Source organism: Cryobacterium frigoriphilum, assembly GCF_004403305.1.
GTDB classification, from domain to species: Bacteria; Actinomycetota; Actinomycetes; order Actinomycetales; family Microbacteriaceae; genus Cryobacterium; species Cryobacterium frigoriphilum.
This window is the reverse complement of sequence record NZ_SOHE01000078.1, coordinates 95,923-110,449: the sequence shown is the minus strand read 5'-3', so window position 1 is coordinate 110,449 and position 14,527 is coordinate 95,923. Positions and strand designations below refer to the sequence as shown.

Below are 14,527 nucleotides of genomic sequence, written 5' to 3'. Positions count from 1 at the left end.
CCGGCGGCCGCAGCACCACCCCGGCGCGGCGTGCGGGGCGCTGGCTCGGGCCGGCGCTCGCCGTGCTGCTGCTGGCCCCGGCCACCGGAATCCTCGTTCCCGTGCTCGGGCTCGGCAACCGACTCGTCGAGGCGGCCACCCTGCGCGCGATCGACGTGCCGCGCCTGTTCGAGGCGATCGGTGCAACGCTCGCCCTCGCGCTCGGGGCTGCGCTGATCACCGCCCTCGTCGCGCTGCCGATTGCCGCCCTCGCCGCCCGCTACCGGGGCCGGCTGGTCGCCGCTATCGAGGCGGTCGGCTTTCTCGGCCACGCCCTGCCCGGCATCGTCGTGGGCCTCTCGCTCGTTTTCTTCGCCCTCGCCGCGGTTCCTGCGCTCTACCAAACCTCGGCCGTGCTCGTCTTCGCCTACGTCGTGTTGTTCATGCCGCGCGCGATCGGCAGCATGCGCAGCGGCATCGCCGCGGTGCCCGGCAGCCTCACCGACGTCTCGCGCATGCTCGGCTATTCGCCGCTCCAAACCTGGTGGAAGGTCACCGCCCGCCTCGCGCTGCCCGGAATCGCCATCGGCACCCTGCTCGTAGCCATCTCGGTCATGAAAGAATTGCCCGCGACACTGTTGCTGCGCCCGACCGGGGTGTCCACGCTGGCCACCGAGCTGTGGAGCCGCACCGCGGTCTTCGAGTTCGGCGCCGCGGCGCCCTATGCGGCGGCCCTCGTGCTGCTCGCGGCGGTACCCACGGTACTGCTGTCGGGCATCCGCGGCGTGGCGAAGGAACAGCAGTGACCGTTTCCCTCCAGAATCCCTCCAGAATCCTCGACAGAACAGGCGCCTTGTGAACACGCGAACCAGTGAGGGGCCGGCCGAGCGGCAGGCGGCATCCGTCGCCCGAAACGCCGCGGCCCGCGCCGCCGCCGCGCCGCCCGCCGCCGACTGGGTCACGATCGACGGTCTGCAGGTCTCGTACGGTGACACGAGCGTGCTCGAGGGCGTCAGCTTTGGAATTCCGCGCGGTAGCCTGGTGGCCGTTCTCGGCCCGAGCGGATGCGGCAAAACGACCCTGCTGCGCGCGGTCGCCGGCCTGCTTCCCGCGTCGAGTGGAACCATTCGGGTGGGGACCCGCGTCGTCAGCAGTCCGACCGTGCAGCTCGCCCCGGAGAAGCGTGGCATGGGCTGGGTGCCGCAAGACGCCTCACTCTTTCCCCACCTGACGGTGGGCGAGAACATCGGCTTCGGCCTGCCGCGCGGCAGCCGCACCGGAGGCAAGGCCGCCCGGGCCGCCCGCATCGTCGACCTCGCCGTGCTGGTGGGGCTGACCGGCCTCGTCGACCGTTCGCCGGCTCAGCTCTCCGGCGGCCAGGCGCAGCGGGTGTCGCTGGCCAGGGCGCTCGCCGCCCGCCCCGACCTGATGCTGCTCGACGAGCCGTTCGCGGCCCTCGACCCGCTGCTGCGCGCGGCGCTGCGCATCGAGGTCGCGGCCCTGCTGCGCGACCAGAACAGTACGAGCCTGCTCGTCACCCACGATCAGGAGGAGGCGCTGTCGCTCGCCGACTACGTCGCGGTGATGCGCGGTGGACGCCTGCTGCAGTGGGGCACCCCGGCCGAGGTCTACGAGCACCCGGTCAGTCGCTGGGTCGCGGGCTTCGTCGGCGACACCGTCGAGCTCGACGGTCGCTGGGTGGGCACCGGCACCGAGATTGCCGCCGCCGCGACGGGCCGGGTCGACTGCGCGCTCGGCGTGGTGCCGGCTCGGGCCTACGTCGGTTCGGCGGCCGACGACGCGGTGGCAGCGGTCGATGGCACGCTGCCGGGCGATCGTGTGCCGGCCGATGGCACCCCGGTGCGCCTCATGCTGCGCCCGGAATGGCTGCACCTGTCGCCCGCCATCACCCGCGTGATCGCGCCGGGCTCGGTGCCAGGGCGCCAGTCGTCAGCGACCGAGCAGTCCGCCGCGCAGGCTGCCGCGGCCGTCCTCGACCCGGACCTCGTTGTCCCGGATCTGGTTGTCCCGGACCTGGTTGTCCCGGACCTCCTCGATGCGGCCGTCCTCGATCCGGCCGCACCATCCGCCGCGCCAGTTTCCGCGGCGGAGCTCGCCTCGGGGCCGCTGTCAACCGCGCCATCGAGTGCATCCGCGCCATCGAGTGCAGCGGCGACCTCGAGTGCGGCCGCGACCTCGGTCTCGCTGATCCACTCACGCCCGCGCGCGCGGCAGCTGGCCGGCCTCGGTCAGGCCCCCGCCGGTGCCGAGCCCGTCGTCGCCACCGTGACCGCGATTGCCTACGCCGGCCACGACGCCCTCGTGAGTGTCGAGCTCGCCGACGGCACGACCATTCGGGCGCGGGTGGCGGCACCTGACCTGCCGCAGCGGGGTGACCGGGTGCGCGTGAGCATCCGTCGCCCGGCCCTGGCGTACCCGTACTCGGACGAGGTGGCGGAGTCGTTCGTCTGAGGTGACGCTGTTCCGTCCTGGTGACGAGATTGCCTGCCGCCCAGGCCCCGGTTCACCGCGCGTCGCTGCCCGCCCCGACGGCGACCTCATCTTCGCTCGAAACAGGAGCAGTGACGGGCAAGGGGCACTTTCTGGCTTCTCGTGAACGAGACGCCAGAGATGGCCCCGTGAACCGCATCCGTTCTGCACGAGAAGCCAAAAATGGCCCCTTGGGGTGGGCGCGAGGGAACCATTCGGGAGAGGGGGTGCTTCACTGGGCGTTCCGGGGCTCCTCGTGAGCGAGAGGCACACTGCGATCGCGCGGGAGGCGGCGGGCGGGCGAGTGGGGGCACTCTGCGGGACCTAAGACCCTCCCGCAGCACCTGTCCCGACTCTAGAGTGGGGGTCTCCCGAGGCTTCGGGAGACGATCCGTGAGTCGAGGCAGCCGTGGCAGGTCATACGTCGGCTCCGGGCCAGTCGGTGACGAGCCGGGTGCTCAGCATTCTGGCGGCTTTCGAAGACAGCCCGGCATCCCGGACCCTCGCACAGATCACGCAGGCCAGCGGACTGCCACAGAGCACCGCGCACCGGCTGCTGGGTGAACTCGAAACGTGGGGTGCCGTGCAACGGGATGCCCAGGGCCGCTACCAGATCGGCCTGCGCCTCTGGGAGCTCGGCCAACACGCCGGCCGCAAGCTGCGTGACGTCGTGCGCCCCTACCTGCAGGACCTCTTCGGGCTCACGCAGGAGACCGTGCACTTCGCCATTCGGGACGGCGCCGAGGTGCTCTACATCGATCGGGTCTACGGCAGCCGCCGGGTGCCTCAGGCCAGCCGGGTCGGCGGGCGGCTGCCGCTGCACGCGACCGCGGTCGGCCGGGCCATCCTCGCCTTCGAACAGGACTGGGTGCAGGGCGCCATTCTCGACGGACCTCTCGACCCGCGTACCCCGCAGACCATGACCGACCCCGCCGAACTGCGCCGCGAACTAGGCAAGGTTCGCGCTCGCGGCTTCGCACTCGCCTCGGAAGAGGTGCGCCTCGGCTCCTGCTCGCTCGCCGTGCCCGTCTTCCAGCCCGACGGTCGCATCTTCGGCGGGCTCGGCATCGTGCTGCAGATCGGGCGGATGCACCAGCTCGAGCGCTACCTGCCGACCCTGCTCGGCACCGCCCAGCGCCTGCAGGGCGGGATCGCACACCTGCCGGCCACAGCGAGCTCCGAACCCAAGCCACTTCCATCCAGTGGGACAGCCGCCACCACAGGGCAACGCTGAACCCTTAGATAGACCTCGCGAGACCTCAGCGACGAGGACGCAGAACAAGGAGCAATCGTGAACGCTCAACCCGTTATCGTTCGGCCCGCATCAGCGCGGCCCGCGCCGCCGGCCGCCGTGGCCGCCCCGGAACGAAGCGGATGCCCCGTGGCCCACGCCCCCGCATCCGCTGCCCCCGATGCCGTCCTTCCAGAAGCCGCCACACACCACGGCTACGCCCCGTTCGCCATGACGAACCCGTTCCCCTCGTACGCCGCCCTGCGCGAGAACGAACCGGTCATGTTCAACGCGGAGATCGGCTACTTCGTCGTCTCCCGTTACGACGACGTCAAGGCCGTTTTCGACAACTGGCAGGTCTTCAGCAGTGAGAATGCCCAGGCACCGGTGCGGGCCCGCGGCGCCGCCGCCACGAAGATCATGAACGACGGCGGCTTCACCGCCTACTCCGGCCTCAGCGCGCGCATCCCCCCTGAGCACACCCGCATGCGCGCCATCGTGCAAAAGGAATTCACGCCTCGCCGCTACAAGAAGCTCGAACCCACCATCCGCGAGAACACCGCGCGACTGCTCAGGCAGATGCTGGCGCATCCGGATGCCCGCGGTGATTTTCTGACCGACGTCGCCGTGGACATCCCCACGATCACGATCCTCGGACTGCTCGGCGTCGGCCCGGAGATGGTCTCGACCTACAAGAAGTGGTCGGACTCCCGTGCCGCGATGACATGGGGCGACCTCAGTGACGAGGAACAGATCCCGCACGCCCACAACCTCGTGGACTACTGGACCGAGTGCCTGCGCCTGGTGTCGAACGCGCACGAGCAGCTCGCCGCCGGTACCAACGGCGACAACCTCGTCTTCGATCTCGTGCAGGCGCAGTCCACGGGCTCGGAGATCTCCGACCACGAGATCGCCTCGGTCTGTTATAGCCTGCTCTTCGCCGGCCACGAGACCACCACGACGCTCATCTCCAACACCATCCGCGAGCTGCTCGCCCACCCCGCCCAGTGGCAGCAGCTGATCGACGACCCGAGCGGCATCCCGGCCGCGATCGACGAGACGCTGCGGTTCTCGCCGAGCATCGTCGGCTGGCGCCGCAAGGCTCTCGTCGACACCCAGATCGGCGGCGTCGCCATTGCGGCCGGCTCGAACATCCTGCTGCTGATGGGCTCCGCCAACCGTGACCCTGGCACCTTCGAGCAGCCCGAAACCTTCGACATCAACCGGGTCAACGCCCGCAACCACCTGTCGTTCGGCTTCGGCATCCACTACTGCCTCGGCAACATGCTCGCCAAAATGCAGGACAAGATCGTCGTCGAAGAGACCCTCAAGGCCGCCCCCGGGCTGCGCCTGATCGACGCCGCCGCCATCGTGTTCGCAGACAACCTGTCGTTCAGGGCGCCCACCTCGGTGCCCGTTACCTGGGGAGACCAGAAGTGACCACCACGCCCTATATCCAGTTCTTCGATGGCGCCGAGGCCCCGAATCACGAGCTTCTGGGCGGCAAGTGCGCCTCACTCGTCGCCCTCACCCAGGCCGGCATGCCGGTGCCGCCCGGCTTCGCCATCACCACGGCCTCCTACGATGCCTTCATCGCCGCCGCCGGCATCGAACACGACATTCACACCCTGCTCGCCGACCTCGACGCCGACGATGTCGTCGAGGTCGACCGGGTCTCGGCCCAGCTGCGCTTCGAGATCGAGAGCCGCCCGGTTCCCGCCGACGTGCGCGCCGACTTCGTTGCCGCCTATCACGCGCTGCAGGCTCGCTTCGGCGAGCCGGTGCCGGTGGCCGTGCGCTCCTCGGCGACCGCCGAAGACCTGCCGGACGCGAGCTTCGCCGGCCAGCAGGACACCTACCTCTGGCTGAACGGCATCGAGGACGTCACCGAGCACATCCGTCGCTGCTGGGCCTCACTGTTCACCTCCCGGGCGATCACCTACCGGCTGAAGAACAACATCCCCAACGAGGGGCTCTCGATGGCCGTCGCCGTGCAGAAGATGGTCAACGCCCGCGCCGCCGGGGTCGCCATCACCATGGATCCCACCACCGGCGACCGCTCAAAGATCGTCATCGAGGCCTCCTACGGCCTCGGTGAACTCGTCGTCTCCGGACTCGTCACCCCCGACAACGTCACCGTCGACAAGATCATGCTCATGGTTGTCAAGCGCGTGATCGGCAGCAAACACGCCGAACTCGTGCCCGACCCGGCCAACGCGGGCCTGGTCGAACTCGAGGTTTCGGCCGCGCGCCGCGCTGTGCTCTCGATCAGCGAGAGCGAGATCACCGCGATCGCGACCATCGCCAAGAAGGCCGAGAAGCACTTCAGGTGCCCGCAGGACATCGAGTGGGCCCTGGACCGCGACCTGCCGGACGGCGCCAACCTGCTGTTGCTGCAGTCCCGCCCCGAAACGGTGCACTCGTCCGGTTCGACAGCGGATGCCGCCCCGGCCGCCGCCGTCACGGGGCAGTTCGGCATCGAGAGCATCACCCGCTCCCTGCTGATTCAGGCCGGTAAGGCCTGACCCGCGCCTGCTTCAGCCCCACCGCTGCACCCCCTGCTGCACCCCCTGCTGCACCCCCGCTGCACCCCGACATGACCCCGCGCCCCACTTCGAGAATGGTTTACCAATGACAGAGAAGTCATTTCCCAGCCCCTACGACCAGGCCCCGGCCGCCGGTGCCGAAGGCTGGAAAGACCTGTACGCCTACAACCTGGTCTTTCAGCAGAACCGCCGCGAGGTCGAGGAGGGCAAGTTCTGGTTCTGCGACAGCCAGCACTGGCCGACCGTGACCAAGCCGTTCGAGACGATCGGCTTCGAGTTCGCCGTGAGCTGCCTCGGGCAGTACAACACCCGGCACCTGCTCATTCCGCCGGCCAACGGCATCGAGTTCCGCATCCACAACGGCTACGTCTTCATGTCGCCGGTCGGCGTGCCCGAGGCCGAGATCGCGGCCCGGGTGCCCGAATTCATGGCCCGAGCCGGCCACTACTTTCAGAATTGGGAGACCCTGCTCGAGCAGTGGCAGGGCAAGATCCACGGCACGATCGACGAGCTGAACGCGCTCAGCTTCGCCGCGCTGCCCGACAAGGTCGATATCAACGACGTGACGAGCGGTAAGGGTACCGGCCCGAACAACGACCTGCTCGCCCGCTACGACGAACTCATCGCGCTGACCTACCGCGCCTGGCAGTACCACTTCGAGTTTCTGAACCTCGGCTACGTCGCCTACCTCGACTTCTTCAGCTTCTGCACAGAGGTCTTCCCCGGCATTCCCGACCAGGCCGTGGCGAAAATGGTGCAGGGCGTCGACATGGAACTGTTCCGGCCCGACGACGAGCTCAAAAAGCTCGCCAAACTCGCCGTCGAGCTGGGCCTGACCGGCCTGTTCGGTGACACCGAGAACCCGGAAGCCACCCTCGCCGGCCTCGCCGCGGCATCCGGTGGCACCGAATGGATCGCCGCCTTCACCGAGGCGAAGGACCCGTGGTTCAACTTCACCGTCGGCAACGGCTTCTACGCTCACGACAAGTACTGGATCGACCACCTCGAGCTGCCGCTCGGCTATATTCGCGACTACATCGGCCGCCTGCAGAACGGTCAGATCATCGACCGCCCGGTCGCCGAACTGGTCGCCGAACGCGACCGCATCACCGAGGAGTACTGCGAACTGCTCAGCCCCGAACAACTCGCCGCCTTCGAGGGCAAGCTCGGCCTCGCCCGCCAGGTCTATCCCTACGTCGAAAACCACAACTTCTACATCGAGCACTGGACCATGGGCGTCTTTTGGCGCAAGGCCCGTGAACTCTCCGCGATGTTGCAGCAGCAGGGCTTCTGGGCGGATGCCGACGGCATGTTCTTTCTGCGCCGCGACGAGGTGCGCGAGGCCCTCTTCGACTACGTCACCGGCTGGGCGGTCGGCGCGCCCGCGATCGGTCCGTCGTACTGGCCCGAGGAGGTCGAACGCCGCCGCGGCATCGTCGACGCCCTGCAGCAGCAGCGCCCGCAGCCGGCCCTCAACACCCCGCCGGCCGTGATCACCGAACCCTTCACCCTCATGCTCTGGGGCATCACGAGCGACCAGATCAAGAACTGGCTCGGCGACTCCGACGCGCCAGAGGGTGAGTTTCGGGGCATGGCGGCCTCGAGCGGCGTGGCCGAAGGCCCGGCCCGCGTCATCAGCAGCTCAGACCAGCTCTCCGAGGTGCGCGAGGGCGACATCCTCGTCGCCCCCGTCACGGCCCCGTCGTGGGGTCCGATCTTCGGCAAGATTCGCGCCACGGTCACCGACATCGGCGGCATGATGAGTCACGCGGCCATCGTCTGCCGGGAATACGGCATGCCGGCCGTCACCGGCACCGGCACCGCCTCATCCCAGATCGTGACCGGCCAGTGGCTGCGCGTCGACGGCAACAACGGCACCGTCACCATCGTCGAGGAGCACGCCACTGAGGAGCGCGCCGCTGAGGACCACGTGCACGACCTCACCCTGGCCGGCGACGCGGCGATGCAGCTCGAGCAGACCCTCGAACCGGCCGGCTTCGAGGCCATCGACGGAACCGTTTTCGAAGGTAGCCATGCCTGATCCGCGCACGGACCAGCCCGCTCAGGGGCGTGAAACCGCCAGAACGGTGCTGATCACCGGCGCCGCCGGCGGGCTGGGCCGTGCCTTTGCCCTGGGCTTCGCGGCCCAGGGCGACCGGGTGGTCGTCGCCGACACCAACCTCGAGGGCGCGCGACAGACCGCCCTGCTCGTGGAGGCGGCCGGCGGAACCGCCCTCGCCCTCGAAGCCAACGTCACCTCGCTCGATTCGGTGACCCGGCTCGCAGCGGATGCCGCCGCCTTCTCGGGTGACGATGGCCGGATCGACGTCATCATCAACAACGCCGCGATCTACGCGACCATCACCCGTTCCCCGTTCGAAGACATCGACCTGGACGAGTGGGACCGCGTGATGGCCGTCAACCTCAAGGGACCCTGGCTCGTGACCCGCGCCTGCTCCGCGTACCTCGCTGACGGCGCCGCGGTCATCAACCTCTCGAGCGCGACGGTACTGAGCGGCTCCGCCCAGTGGGCGCACTACGTCGCTTCGAAGGGCGGCGTGATCGCCCTCACGCGGGTGCTCGCCAAAGAGCTCGGCGTGCGCAACGTGACTGTCAACGCGATCGCACCGGGCTTCACCCTCACCGAGGCCAGCTACGGCCTCATCGAGGGGGCGGCCGAGTACGGCGTGGATCGCGGCTCCATCAAACGGGCCAGTGAGCCCGATGACATCGTCGGGGCGGCCCTGTTTTTGGCCGGCTCCGGCTCCCGCTACATCACCGGCCAGACCCTCGTGGTCGACGGCGGCCGGCAGTTCCTGTGACCTCCACCATCAGCACAGACTCGAAGGAGACCCTCCTATGCCTTCCGTAACCTATATCTCCGCCAGCGGCAGCGAGACCGCCGTCGCGGGCTTCGCCGGAGACTCCGTCATGGAGACCGCCGTGCGCAACGGGGTGCCCGGCATCGTCGCCGAGTGCGGCGGCAGCCTCAGCTGCGCCACCTGCCACGTCTTCGTCTGCGCCGACAGCGATTTTGCCGCCATGCTCGAGCTCGAAGACGACATGCTCGACGGCACCGCCATCGACCGCGAGGCCAACTCCCGGCTGTCCTGCCAGCTCAAGCTGGGCGACGCCGACATTCGCGTCACGACCCCCGAAACGCAGGTGTAGTGATGACCGGCACCGCGGCATCCGCGCGCCCCACCGGGCTCGGAACCCTCATCATCGGCAACTGCCAGGCCGGCGTGCAGCTCGCGTCGAGCCTGCGGGAGCTCGGCGATACCGACCCGATCGTGCTCGTGGGCGAAGAGCCGCACGCGCCGTACCAGCGCCCGCCGCTCTCGAAGGCGTTTCTGAAGGGCGAGGTCACGGCCGATTCGTTGACCTTTCGCAGCCACGACTTCTACCGCCAGCACGACATCGAGCTCGTCACCCGTGAACGCATCGTGAGCGTCAGCCGCACCGCGGCGGGAGGTGTCGCCGTCGCCGAATCCCGCCGTCGCTTCGCCTTCGCCCGGCTCGCCCTCACGACCGGGGCCGTGCCCCGCCAGATTCCGTTCGACGGCAGCGAGCTCGAGGGCGTCAGCTACCTGCGCACGGCGACGGATGCCGCGCAGCTCGCTCAGGGCCTCGCCGGCGCCCGCAACCTGGTCGTCGTCGGGGGCGGTTTCATCGGGCTCGAGGTCGCCGCCGGAGCCCGCGCCGGCGGCACCACGGTCACCGTGCTCGAGGCAGCTCCGCGCCTCGTGGGTCGTGCGGTGAGCGAACAGACGAGCGAGTTCTACCTGCAGGCGCACCGGCGCCGCGGCATCCGTGTGGTGCTGAACGCTCAGGTCGTTCGCTTTCTCGGCGAACACGACCGGGTCACCGGGGTCGAACTCGGCGACGGCACCGTCGTGCCGGCCGACGTTGTGCTGATCGGGGTCGGCGTGATTCCCCGCACCGAACTGGCCGAACAGCTCGGCCTCACCCTCGACAACGGCATCGTCGTCGACGGCAGCGCCCGTTGCTCCGACGGCCTCACCGTCGCCGCGGGGGACTGTGCCAACCTGCCCAACCCCTCCATCACGCCGGGCGGAGTGGCCCGGCTGCGGCTGGAAAGCGTGCAGAACGCGGTCGAACAGGCCAAGATCGCCGCCGCGACGCTGCTCGGTGTGGCCGCCGAGTACTCCACCGTGCCGTGGTTCTGGAGCGACCAGGCCGACCTGAAGCTGCAGATCGCCGGCCTCAGCGGCGGGCACGACGAGATCGTGCTGCGCGGCGACCCCGACAGCGAGAAGTTCTCGGTGCTGTACTACCGGGCCGGGCAGCTGATCGCCGCCGACTGCATCAACAAGCCGCTCGACTTCATCGCCGTGCGCGGCGCCCTGCACCACGGCCAGAACGTGCCGGCCGACCTGGCCGGCGACGTCTCCCTCCCGCTCAAGAAGCTCGTGTCCGCGGTTGCCGCGCTGGCCGGAAAGTAACCCATGACGCTGCAGACAGTCCACGACGTCGACACCTCCCCGATCAGGCAGGCCGACGCGCTGCTCACCGATCTCGACCCGCTCTGGCGGGCCGTGACCACCGAGATGCGCACCCGCGGCAACGACATCCACGTTCCGATCTCCTTCGCCTTCGCCGAGCGGCTCTGCCTCGTCTACCCGGAGGCCGACGCGCTCGTCGTGCGGGTGGCGATTCTGCTGCACGACACCGGCTGGGCCCGCGTCGACGAGACCAAGATCGTCTCGGAGGGCTTCGGCGCCAACTGGCGGCAGGCCGACATCCGCTTCGAACACGAACAGCGGGGCTGCGAGATCGCCCGCGAGGTGCTGCCGGGCCTCGGTTACAGCGCCGAGTTCGTGACCCGGGTGACCGACATCATCGATGGGCACGACACCCGGCCGGTGTCGCACTCCATCGAGGATTCCCTGGTGCGCGACGCCGACCGGCTCTGGCGCTTCACGACCGCCGGCATCGCGCTCGCCTCCGGCTGGTTTGGGCGTTCGCCCTCGTCGTACTGCGCCCGTCTGCGCACCGAGATTCTGCCCGAACTGATCACCGCCGCCGGCCTCGAGATGGCCGTGAGTGAACTCGAACGCTCCGAATCCCTGCTGCGCATCGGGGTGCTCTGATGAGCCTGCTGCAGGCGACCCTGCCGTACACCCACACCGACGACCTCTTCATTGACGGCGCCTGGCAGCGTTCGACCGGGGCGGGGCGCACCGAGGTGACCAACCCGGCGACCGGGGAGGTCTGGGGATCGGTGCCGCAGGCATCCGTCGCCGACCTCGACGCGGCCGTCGCGGCGGCGCGGCGCGCGTTCACGGGCAGCGCCGTCGTCGGCAGCGGATGGCGCGACCTGGCCCCCGCGGTGCGGGCCCGGTTTCTGCGCCGGCTGGCCTCGGAGATCGAGGAGCGGGCTGAAGCCATCTCGCACACCAACACGTGGGAGAACGGCTCGCCGGTGGCGGAGACGTCGAAGGCAGCAGCGAACGCGGCCTCGATCTTTCGCTATTTCGCCTCACTCGCGCCCCTGCTCGAGACGCCCGACATCCGCCCGTTTCCCGACGGTTCGGCCGAAACCGTCGTGCGGCTCGACCCGGTCGGCGTCTGCGCGCTGATCGCGCCGTGGAACTTTCCGATCAACCTCGTCGTGGCCAAGCTCGCCCCGGCGCTGATGGCCGGCTGCACCGTCGTCATCAAGCCGGCCTCACCGACACCGCTCTCGGTGCGGCTGATCGTGGATGCCGCGGTCGCCGCCGGCATCCCGGCCGGGGTCATCAACCTCGTGACCGGGCCGGGCAGCCTCGGCGACGCGCTCGTGAAGCATCCGGGCATCGCGAAGGTCGCCTTCACCGGGTCGACGCCGGTCGGCCGCTCGATCGCGGCGGCCTGCGGAACCCTGCTGCGCCCGGTGACGCTCGAGCTCGGCGGCAAGTCCTCCGCGCTCGTGCTGCCCGACGTCGACCTCGACGCCATGTCACAGGTGCTGATCCGCAGCTGCATGCGCAACACCGGACAGACCTGCTACATCTCGACCCGCGTCCTCGCTCCGGCCGAGCGCTACGACGAACTCGTGGACATGGTCACGGCCACGATTCAGGCGGCGCCGCAGGGCGACCCGATGGATGCGGCGACGGTGTTCGGTCCCTCGGCCACCCATTCGCAGCAGCAGATCGTGCGCGGTTACATTCGCAGCGGCCTCGCCGAGGGGGCCAGAGCCACGACCGGCGGCGACGTTACTTCGGGCTTTGACCGGGGATTCTTCGTGAAGCCGACCGTGTTCGCCGATGTCACGCCCGACATGCGCATCGCCCGGGAGGAGATCTTCGGCCCGGTGCTCTCCATCCTGCGGTACTCCTCGCTCGAGGAGGCGGTGCGCATCGCCAACGACACGCCGTTCGGCCTCGGCGGCACGATCTTCTCCGCCGACCCCGATGCCGCGTTCGCGCTCGCTCCGCGCCTCGACACCGGCTCGGTCGGCCTCGGGTTTTTCGCCTCGAACCATGCGGCACCGTTCGCGGGCCGCCACGACTCGGGCCTCGGCGCCGAATTCGGGCCGGAGGGTCTGCGCGCGTACCTGAGCGTGCAGTCGGTGCACCGCCGCATCCGCTGACCGCGGTTGCGGTTGTGCCGCCGGGGCCTACGCGCCGACGACCATCCACTTGCTCGAGCGGGCACGCAGCGACAGCGTGACCGCCCGGGCGCCGAGGTAGCCGAGCGCGAAGGCCGCCATCAGCCAGGCGAGTCCGGCCGGGCCCGCCGGCGCGAACCAGTAGACGAGCAGCGCGAGCGGCACGAAGGCCGCGAGGTTCAGGAGCCCGGTCAGCGCCAGATAGCGCGCGTCTCCGGCACCAATCAGCACGCCGTCGAGCACGAAGACGAGCGCGCCGAGCGGAACGGATGCTCCGAGCACGATGAGCGTCGGCGGCAGCAGGCGCAACACGGCCTCGGAACTCGTGAAGACCAGGGGAAGCACCCCGCTCGTGACGATGACCAGCAGTCCGAGCGGCACTCCGCCGAGAAATCCCCATTCGAGGCAGCGCCGCAGCACCTGCCGCACCTGGCTCACGTCACCCGCGCCGAGGCCGCGCCCGACGAGTGCCTGTGCGGCGATCGCGAGCGCGTCGAGGGCGAAGGCGAGGGTCGCGAACAGGGTCATTGCGATCTGAAAGGCGGCGAGTTCGGGGGAACCGAGCCGGGTCGCCACGAATACCGCGAGCAGCATCGCGGCGCGCAGGCTCAGCGTGCGCAGAAACAGCCAGCCGCCGCTCCGCGCCCCGAGCAGCACGCCGGCCCGATGCGGGCGCAGCGGCGCCCGGTGCCGCCGGGCGTGCTTCACGACCACCACGAGGTACACGGCGACCATGCCCCACTGCGCCACGACCGTGCCGAGCGCCGAGCCGGCGATGCCGAGTCCGAGCACGTAGATGAACACGAAGTTCAGCACGATATTGAGCGCGAACCCCACGCCCGCCACATAGAGGGGAGTCCGGGTGTCCTGCAGGCCGCGCAGCAGTCCGGTCGCCGCGAACACGAGCAGCATGGCCGGAAGCCCGAACATCGAGAGGCCGAGGTAGGTGACGGCCTGCACCGCGACATCCTCTTCGGCGCCGAACGCGGCGACGAGCGTCGGTGTCGCCAGAAAGCCCAGCACCGCGAGCCCCGCCCCGAGGCCCAGCGCGAGCCACAGCCCGTCGATGCCCACGCTGACCGCGCGGCGGATGTCGCCGGCCCCGAGCCACCGCGCCACCGCGGGGGTCGTGCTGTAGGCCAGAAACACCATGAGGCCGATGATCGTCTGCAACACCGCGCTCGCCAAACCCAGACCGGCGAGCGGAATCGTGCCGAGGTGCCCGATCATGGCCGCGTCGGCGAGCAGAAACAGCGGCTCAGCTACGAGCGCGCCGAGCGCGGGCAGCGCGAGCCGCCGAATGTCCCGGTCAATGGGCTGCGCCCGCAGAATGTTGATGCTTCGACTCTACGGCCGCCCGGCGTCCCGACAGCTCTGGCGACCCCTGGCCGTTCCGGCACTGTCAACCCAACGGAGCGTGAACAGCCCCACTCGGGGCTCTGTCGGGCCGCTGTTGCGTCCGGTAGTCTCTGAACGCACCCGGGGGGGAAAATATTGGTCAGGTCACCACAGCCTGTGCGCGCGCCGTGGCGGCCGTTGACGCTACGCGCGGCGTTCGCCCTGACTCTCGCGGTGCTTCCGGTCGTAGCGGCGTTTGGCTCTGCCAGCTCGCACGCCGAAACCAGCGCCGCCGCCGCTCTTGCCCTTTCCGCGGTGGGGCAGCAA

12 protein-coding genes are annotated in these 14,527 nt (G+C 69.6%); 11 read left to right on the top strand and 1 reads right to left on the bottom strand.

What is annotated here, in order from left to right; genetic code table 11:
* From E3T55_RS17995 to E3T55_RS17945, 11 genes are all read left to right on the top strand, one after another.
* Positions 1 to 785 (top strand): ABC transporter permease (locus E3T55_RS17995; protein ID WP_134520914.1); only part of this gene is annotated, 785 nt, incomplete at its 5' end.
* A gap of 49 nt (positions 786 to 834) precedes the next feature.
* On the top strand, positions 835 to 2,451 hold the full coding sequence (locus E3T55_RS17990) for a polyamine ABC transporter ATP-binding protein (protein ID WP_166791830.1): 1,617 nt from the start codon (positions 835 to 837) through the stop codon (positions 2,449 to 2,451).
* Positions 2,452 to 2,878: 427 nt separating this feature from the next.
* Positions 2,879 to 3,703: an IclR family transcriptional regulator gene (locus E3T55_RS17985; protein WP_241993136.1), complete on the top strand. Its 825-nt coding sequence runs from the start codon at positions 2,879 to 2,881 to the stop codon at positions 3,701 to 3,703.
* Positions 3,704 to 3,850: 147 nt separating this feature from the next.
* Entirely contained in the window at positions 3,851 to 5,140 is a 1,290-nt protein-coding gene (locus tag E3T55_RS17980) for a cytochrome P450 (RefSeq protein ID WP_241993135.1), read from the top strand.
* A complete protein-coding gene (locus E3T55_RS17975) occupies positions 5,137 to 6,225 on the top strand; it encodes a PEP/pyruvate-binding domain-containing protein (RefSeq protein WP_134520912.1) in 1,089 nt (362 codons plus the stop codon). Before E3T55_RS17980 ends, E3T55_RS17975 begins: the two co-directional genes overlap by 4 nt.
* A 106-nt stretch (positions 6,226 to 6,331) precedes the next feature.
* Positions 6,332 to 8,287 carry a PEP-utilizing enzyme gene (locus E3T55_RS17970; protein ID WP_134520911.1) on the top strand — a complete coding sequence of 652 codons (1,956 nt, stop codon included), beginning with the start codon at positions 6,332 to 6,334 and terminating at the stop codon, positions 8,285 to 8,287.
* The gene (locus E3T55_RS17965) at positions 8,280 to 9,068 is read left to right on the top strand and encodes an SDR family NAD(P)-dependent oxidoreductase (protein WP_134520910.1); all 789 of its coding nucleotides are present in this window, start codon (positions 8,280 to 8,282) and stop codon (positions 9,066 to 9,068) included. The genes E3T55_RS17970 and E3T55_RS17965 overlap by 8 nt, the downstream gene beginning before the upstream one ends.
* A 37-nt stretch (positions 9,069 to 9,105) precedes the next feature.
* Positions 9,106 to 9,417: a 2Fe-2S iron-sulfur cluster-binding protein gene (locus E3T55_RS17960; protein ID WP_134520909.1), complete on the top strand. Its 312-nt coding sequence runs from the start codon at positions 9,106 to 9,108 to the stop codon at positions 9,415 to 9,417.
* A 2-nt stretch (positions 9,418 to 9,419) separates the two neighbouring features.
* Positions 9,420 to 10,712 (top strand): NAD(P)/FAD-dependent oxidoreductase, encoded by a 1,293-nt coding sequence (locus E3T55_RS17955; RefSeq protein WP_134520908.1) that lies wholly within the window; start codon positions 9,420 to 9,422, stop codon positions 10,710 to 10,712.
* 3 nt (positions 10,713 to 10,715) lie between these two features.
* On the top strand, positions 10,716 to 11,360 hold the full coding sequence (locus tag E3T55_RS17950; RefSeq protein WP_134520907.1) for an HD domain-containing protein: 645 nt from the start codon (positions 10,716 to 10,718) through the stop codon (positions 11,358 to 11,360).
* On the top strand, positions 11,360 to 12,844 hold the full coding sequence (locus E3T55_RS17945) for an aldehyde dehydrogenase family protein (protein WP_134520906.1): 1,485 nt from the start codon (positions 11,360 to 11,362) through the stop codon (positions 12,842 to 12,844). Before E3T55_RS17950 ends, E3T55_RS17945 begins: the two co-directional genes overlap by 1 nt.
* 27 nt (positions 12,845 to 12,871) lie before the next feature.
* Here the strand turns inward: E3T55_RS17945 and E3T55_RS17940 are convergent, their stop codons facing one another.
* Positions 12,872 to 14,191 carry an MATE family efflux transporter gene (locus tag E3T55_RS17940; protein ID WP_134520905.1) on the bottom strand — a complete coding sequence of 440 codons (1,320 nt, stop codon included), beginning with the start codon at positions 14,189 to 14,191 and terminating at the stop codon, positions 12,872 to 12,874.
* Positions 14,192 to 14,527: the final 336 nt, after the last annotated feature.

Coding starts and splice junctions, on each gene's coding strand:
- E3T55_RS17970 (WP_134520911.1), top strand. CDS start 6,332: ATGACAGAGAAGTCATTTCCCAGCCCCTACGACCAGGCCCCGGCCGCC.
- E3T55_RS17965 (WP_134520910.1), top strand. CDS start 8,280: ATGCCTGATCCGCGCACGGACCAGCCCGCTCAGGGGCGTGAAACCGCC.
- E3T55_RS17960 (WP_134520909.1), top strand. CDS start 9,106: ATGCCTTCCGTAACCTATATCTCCGCCAGCGGCAGCGAGACCGCCGTC.
- E3T55_RS17955 (WP_134520908.1), top strand. CDS start 9,420: ATGACCGGCACCGCGGCATCCGCGCGCCCCACCGGGCTCGGAACCCTC.
- E3T55_RS17950 (WP_134520907.1), top strand. CDS start 10,716: ATGACGCTGCAGACAGTCCACGACGTCGACACCTCCCCGATCAGGCAG.
- E3T55_RS17945 (WP_134520906.1), top strand. CDS start 11,360: ATGAGCCTGCTGCAGGCGACCCTGCCGTACACCCACACCGACGACCTC.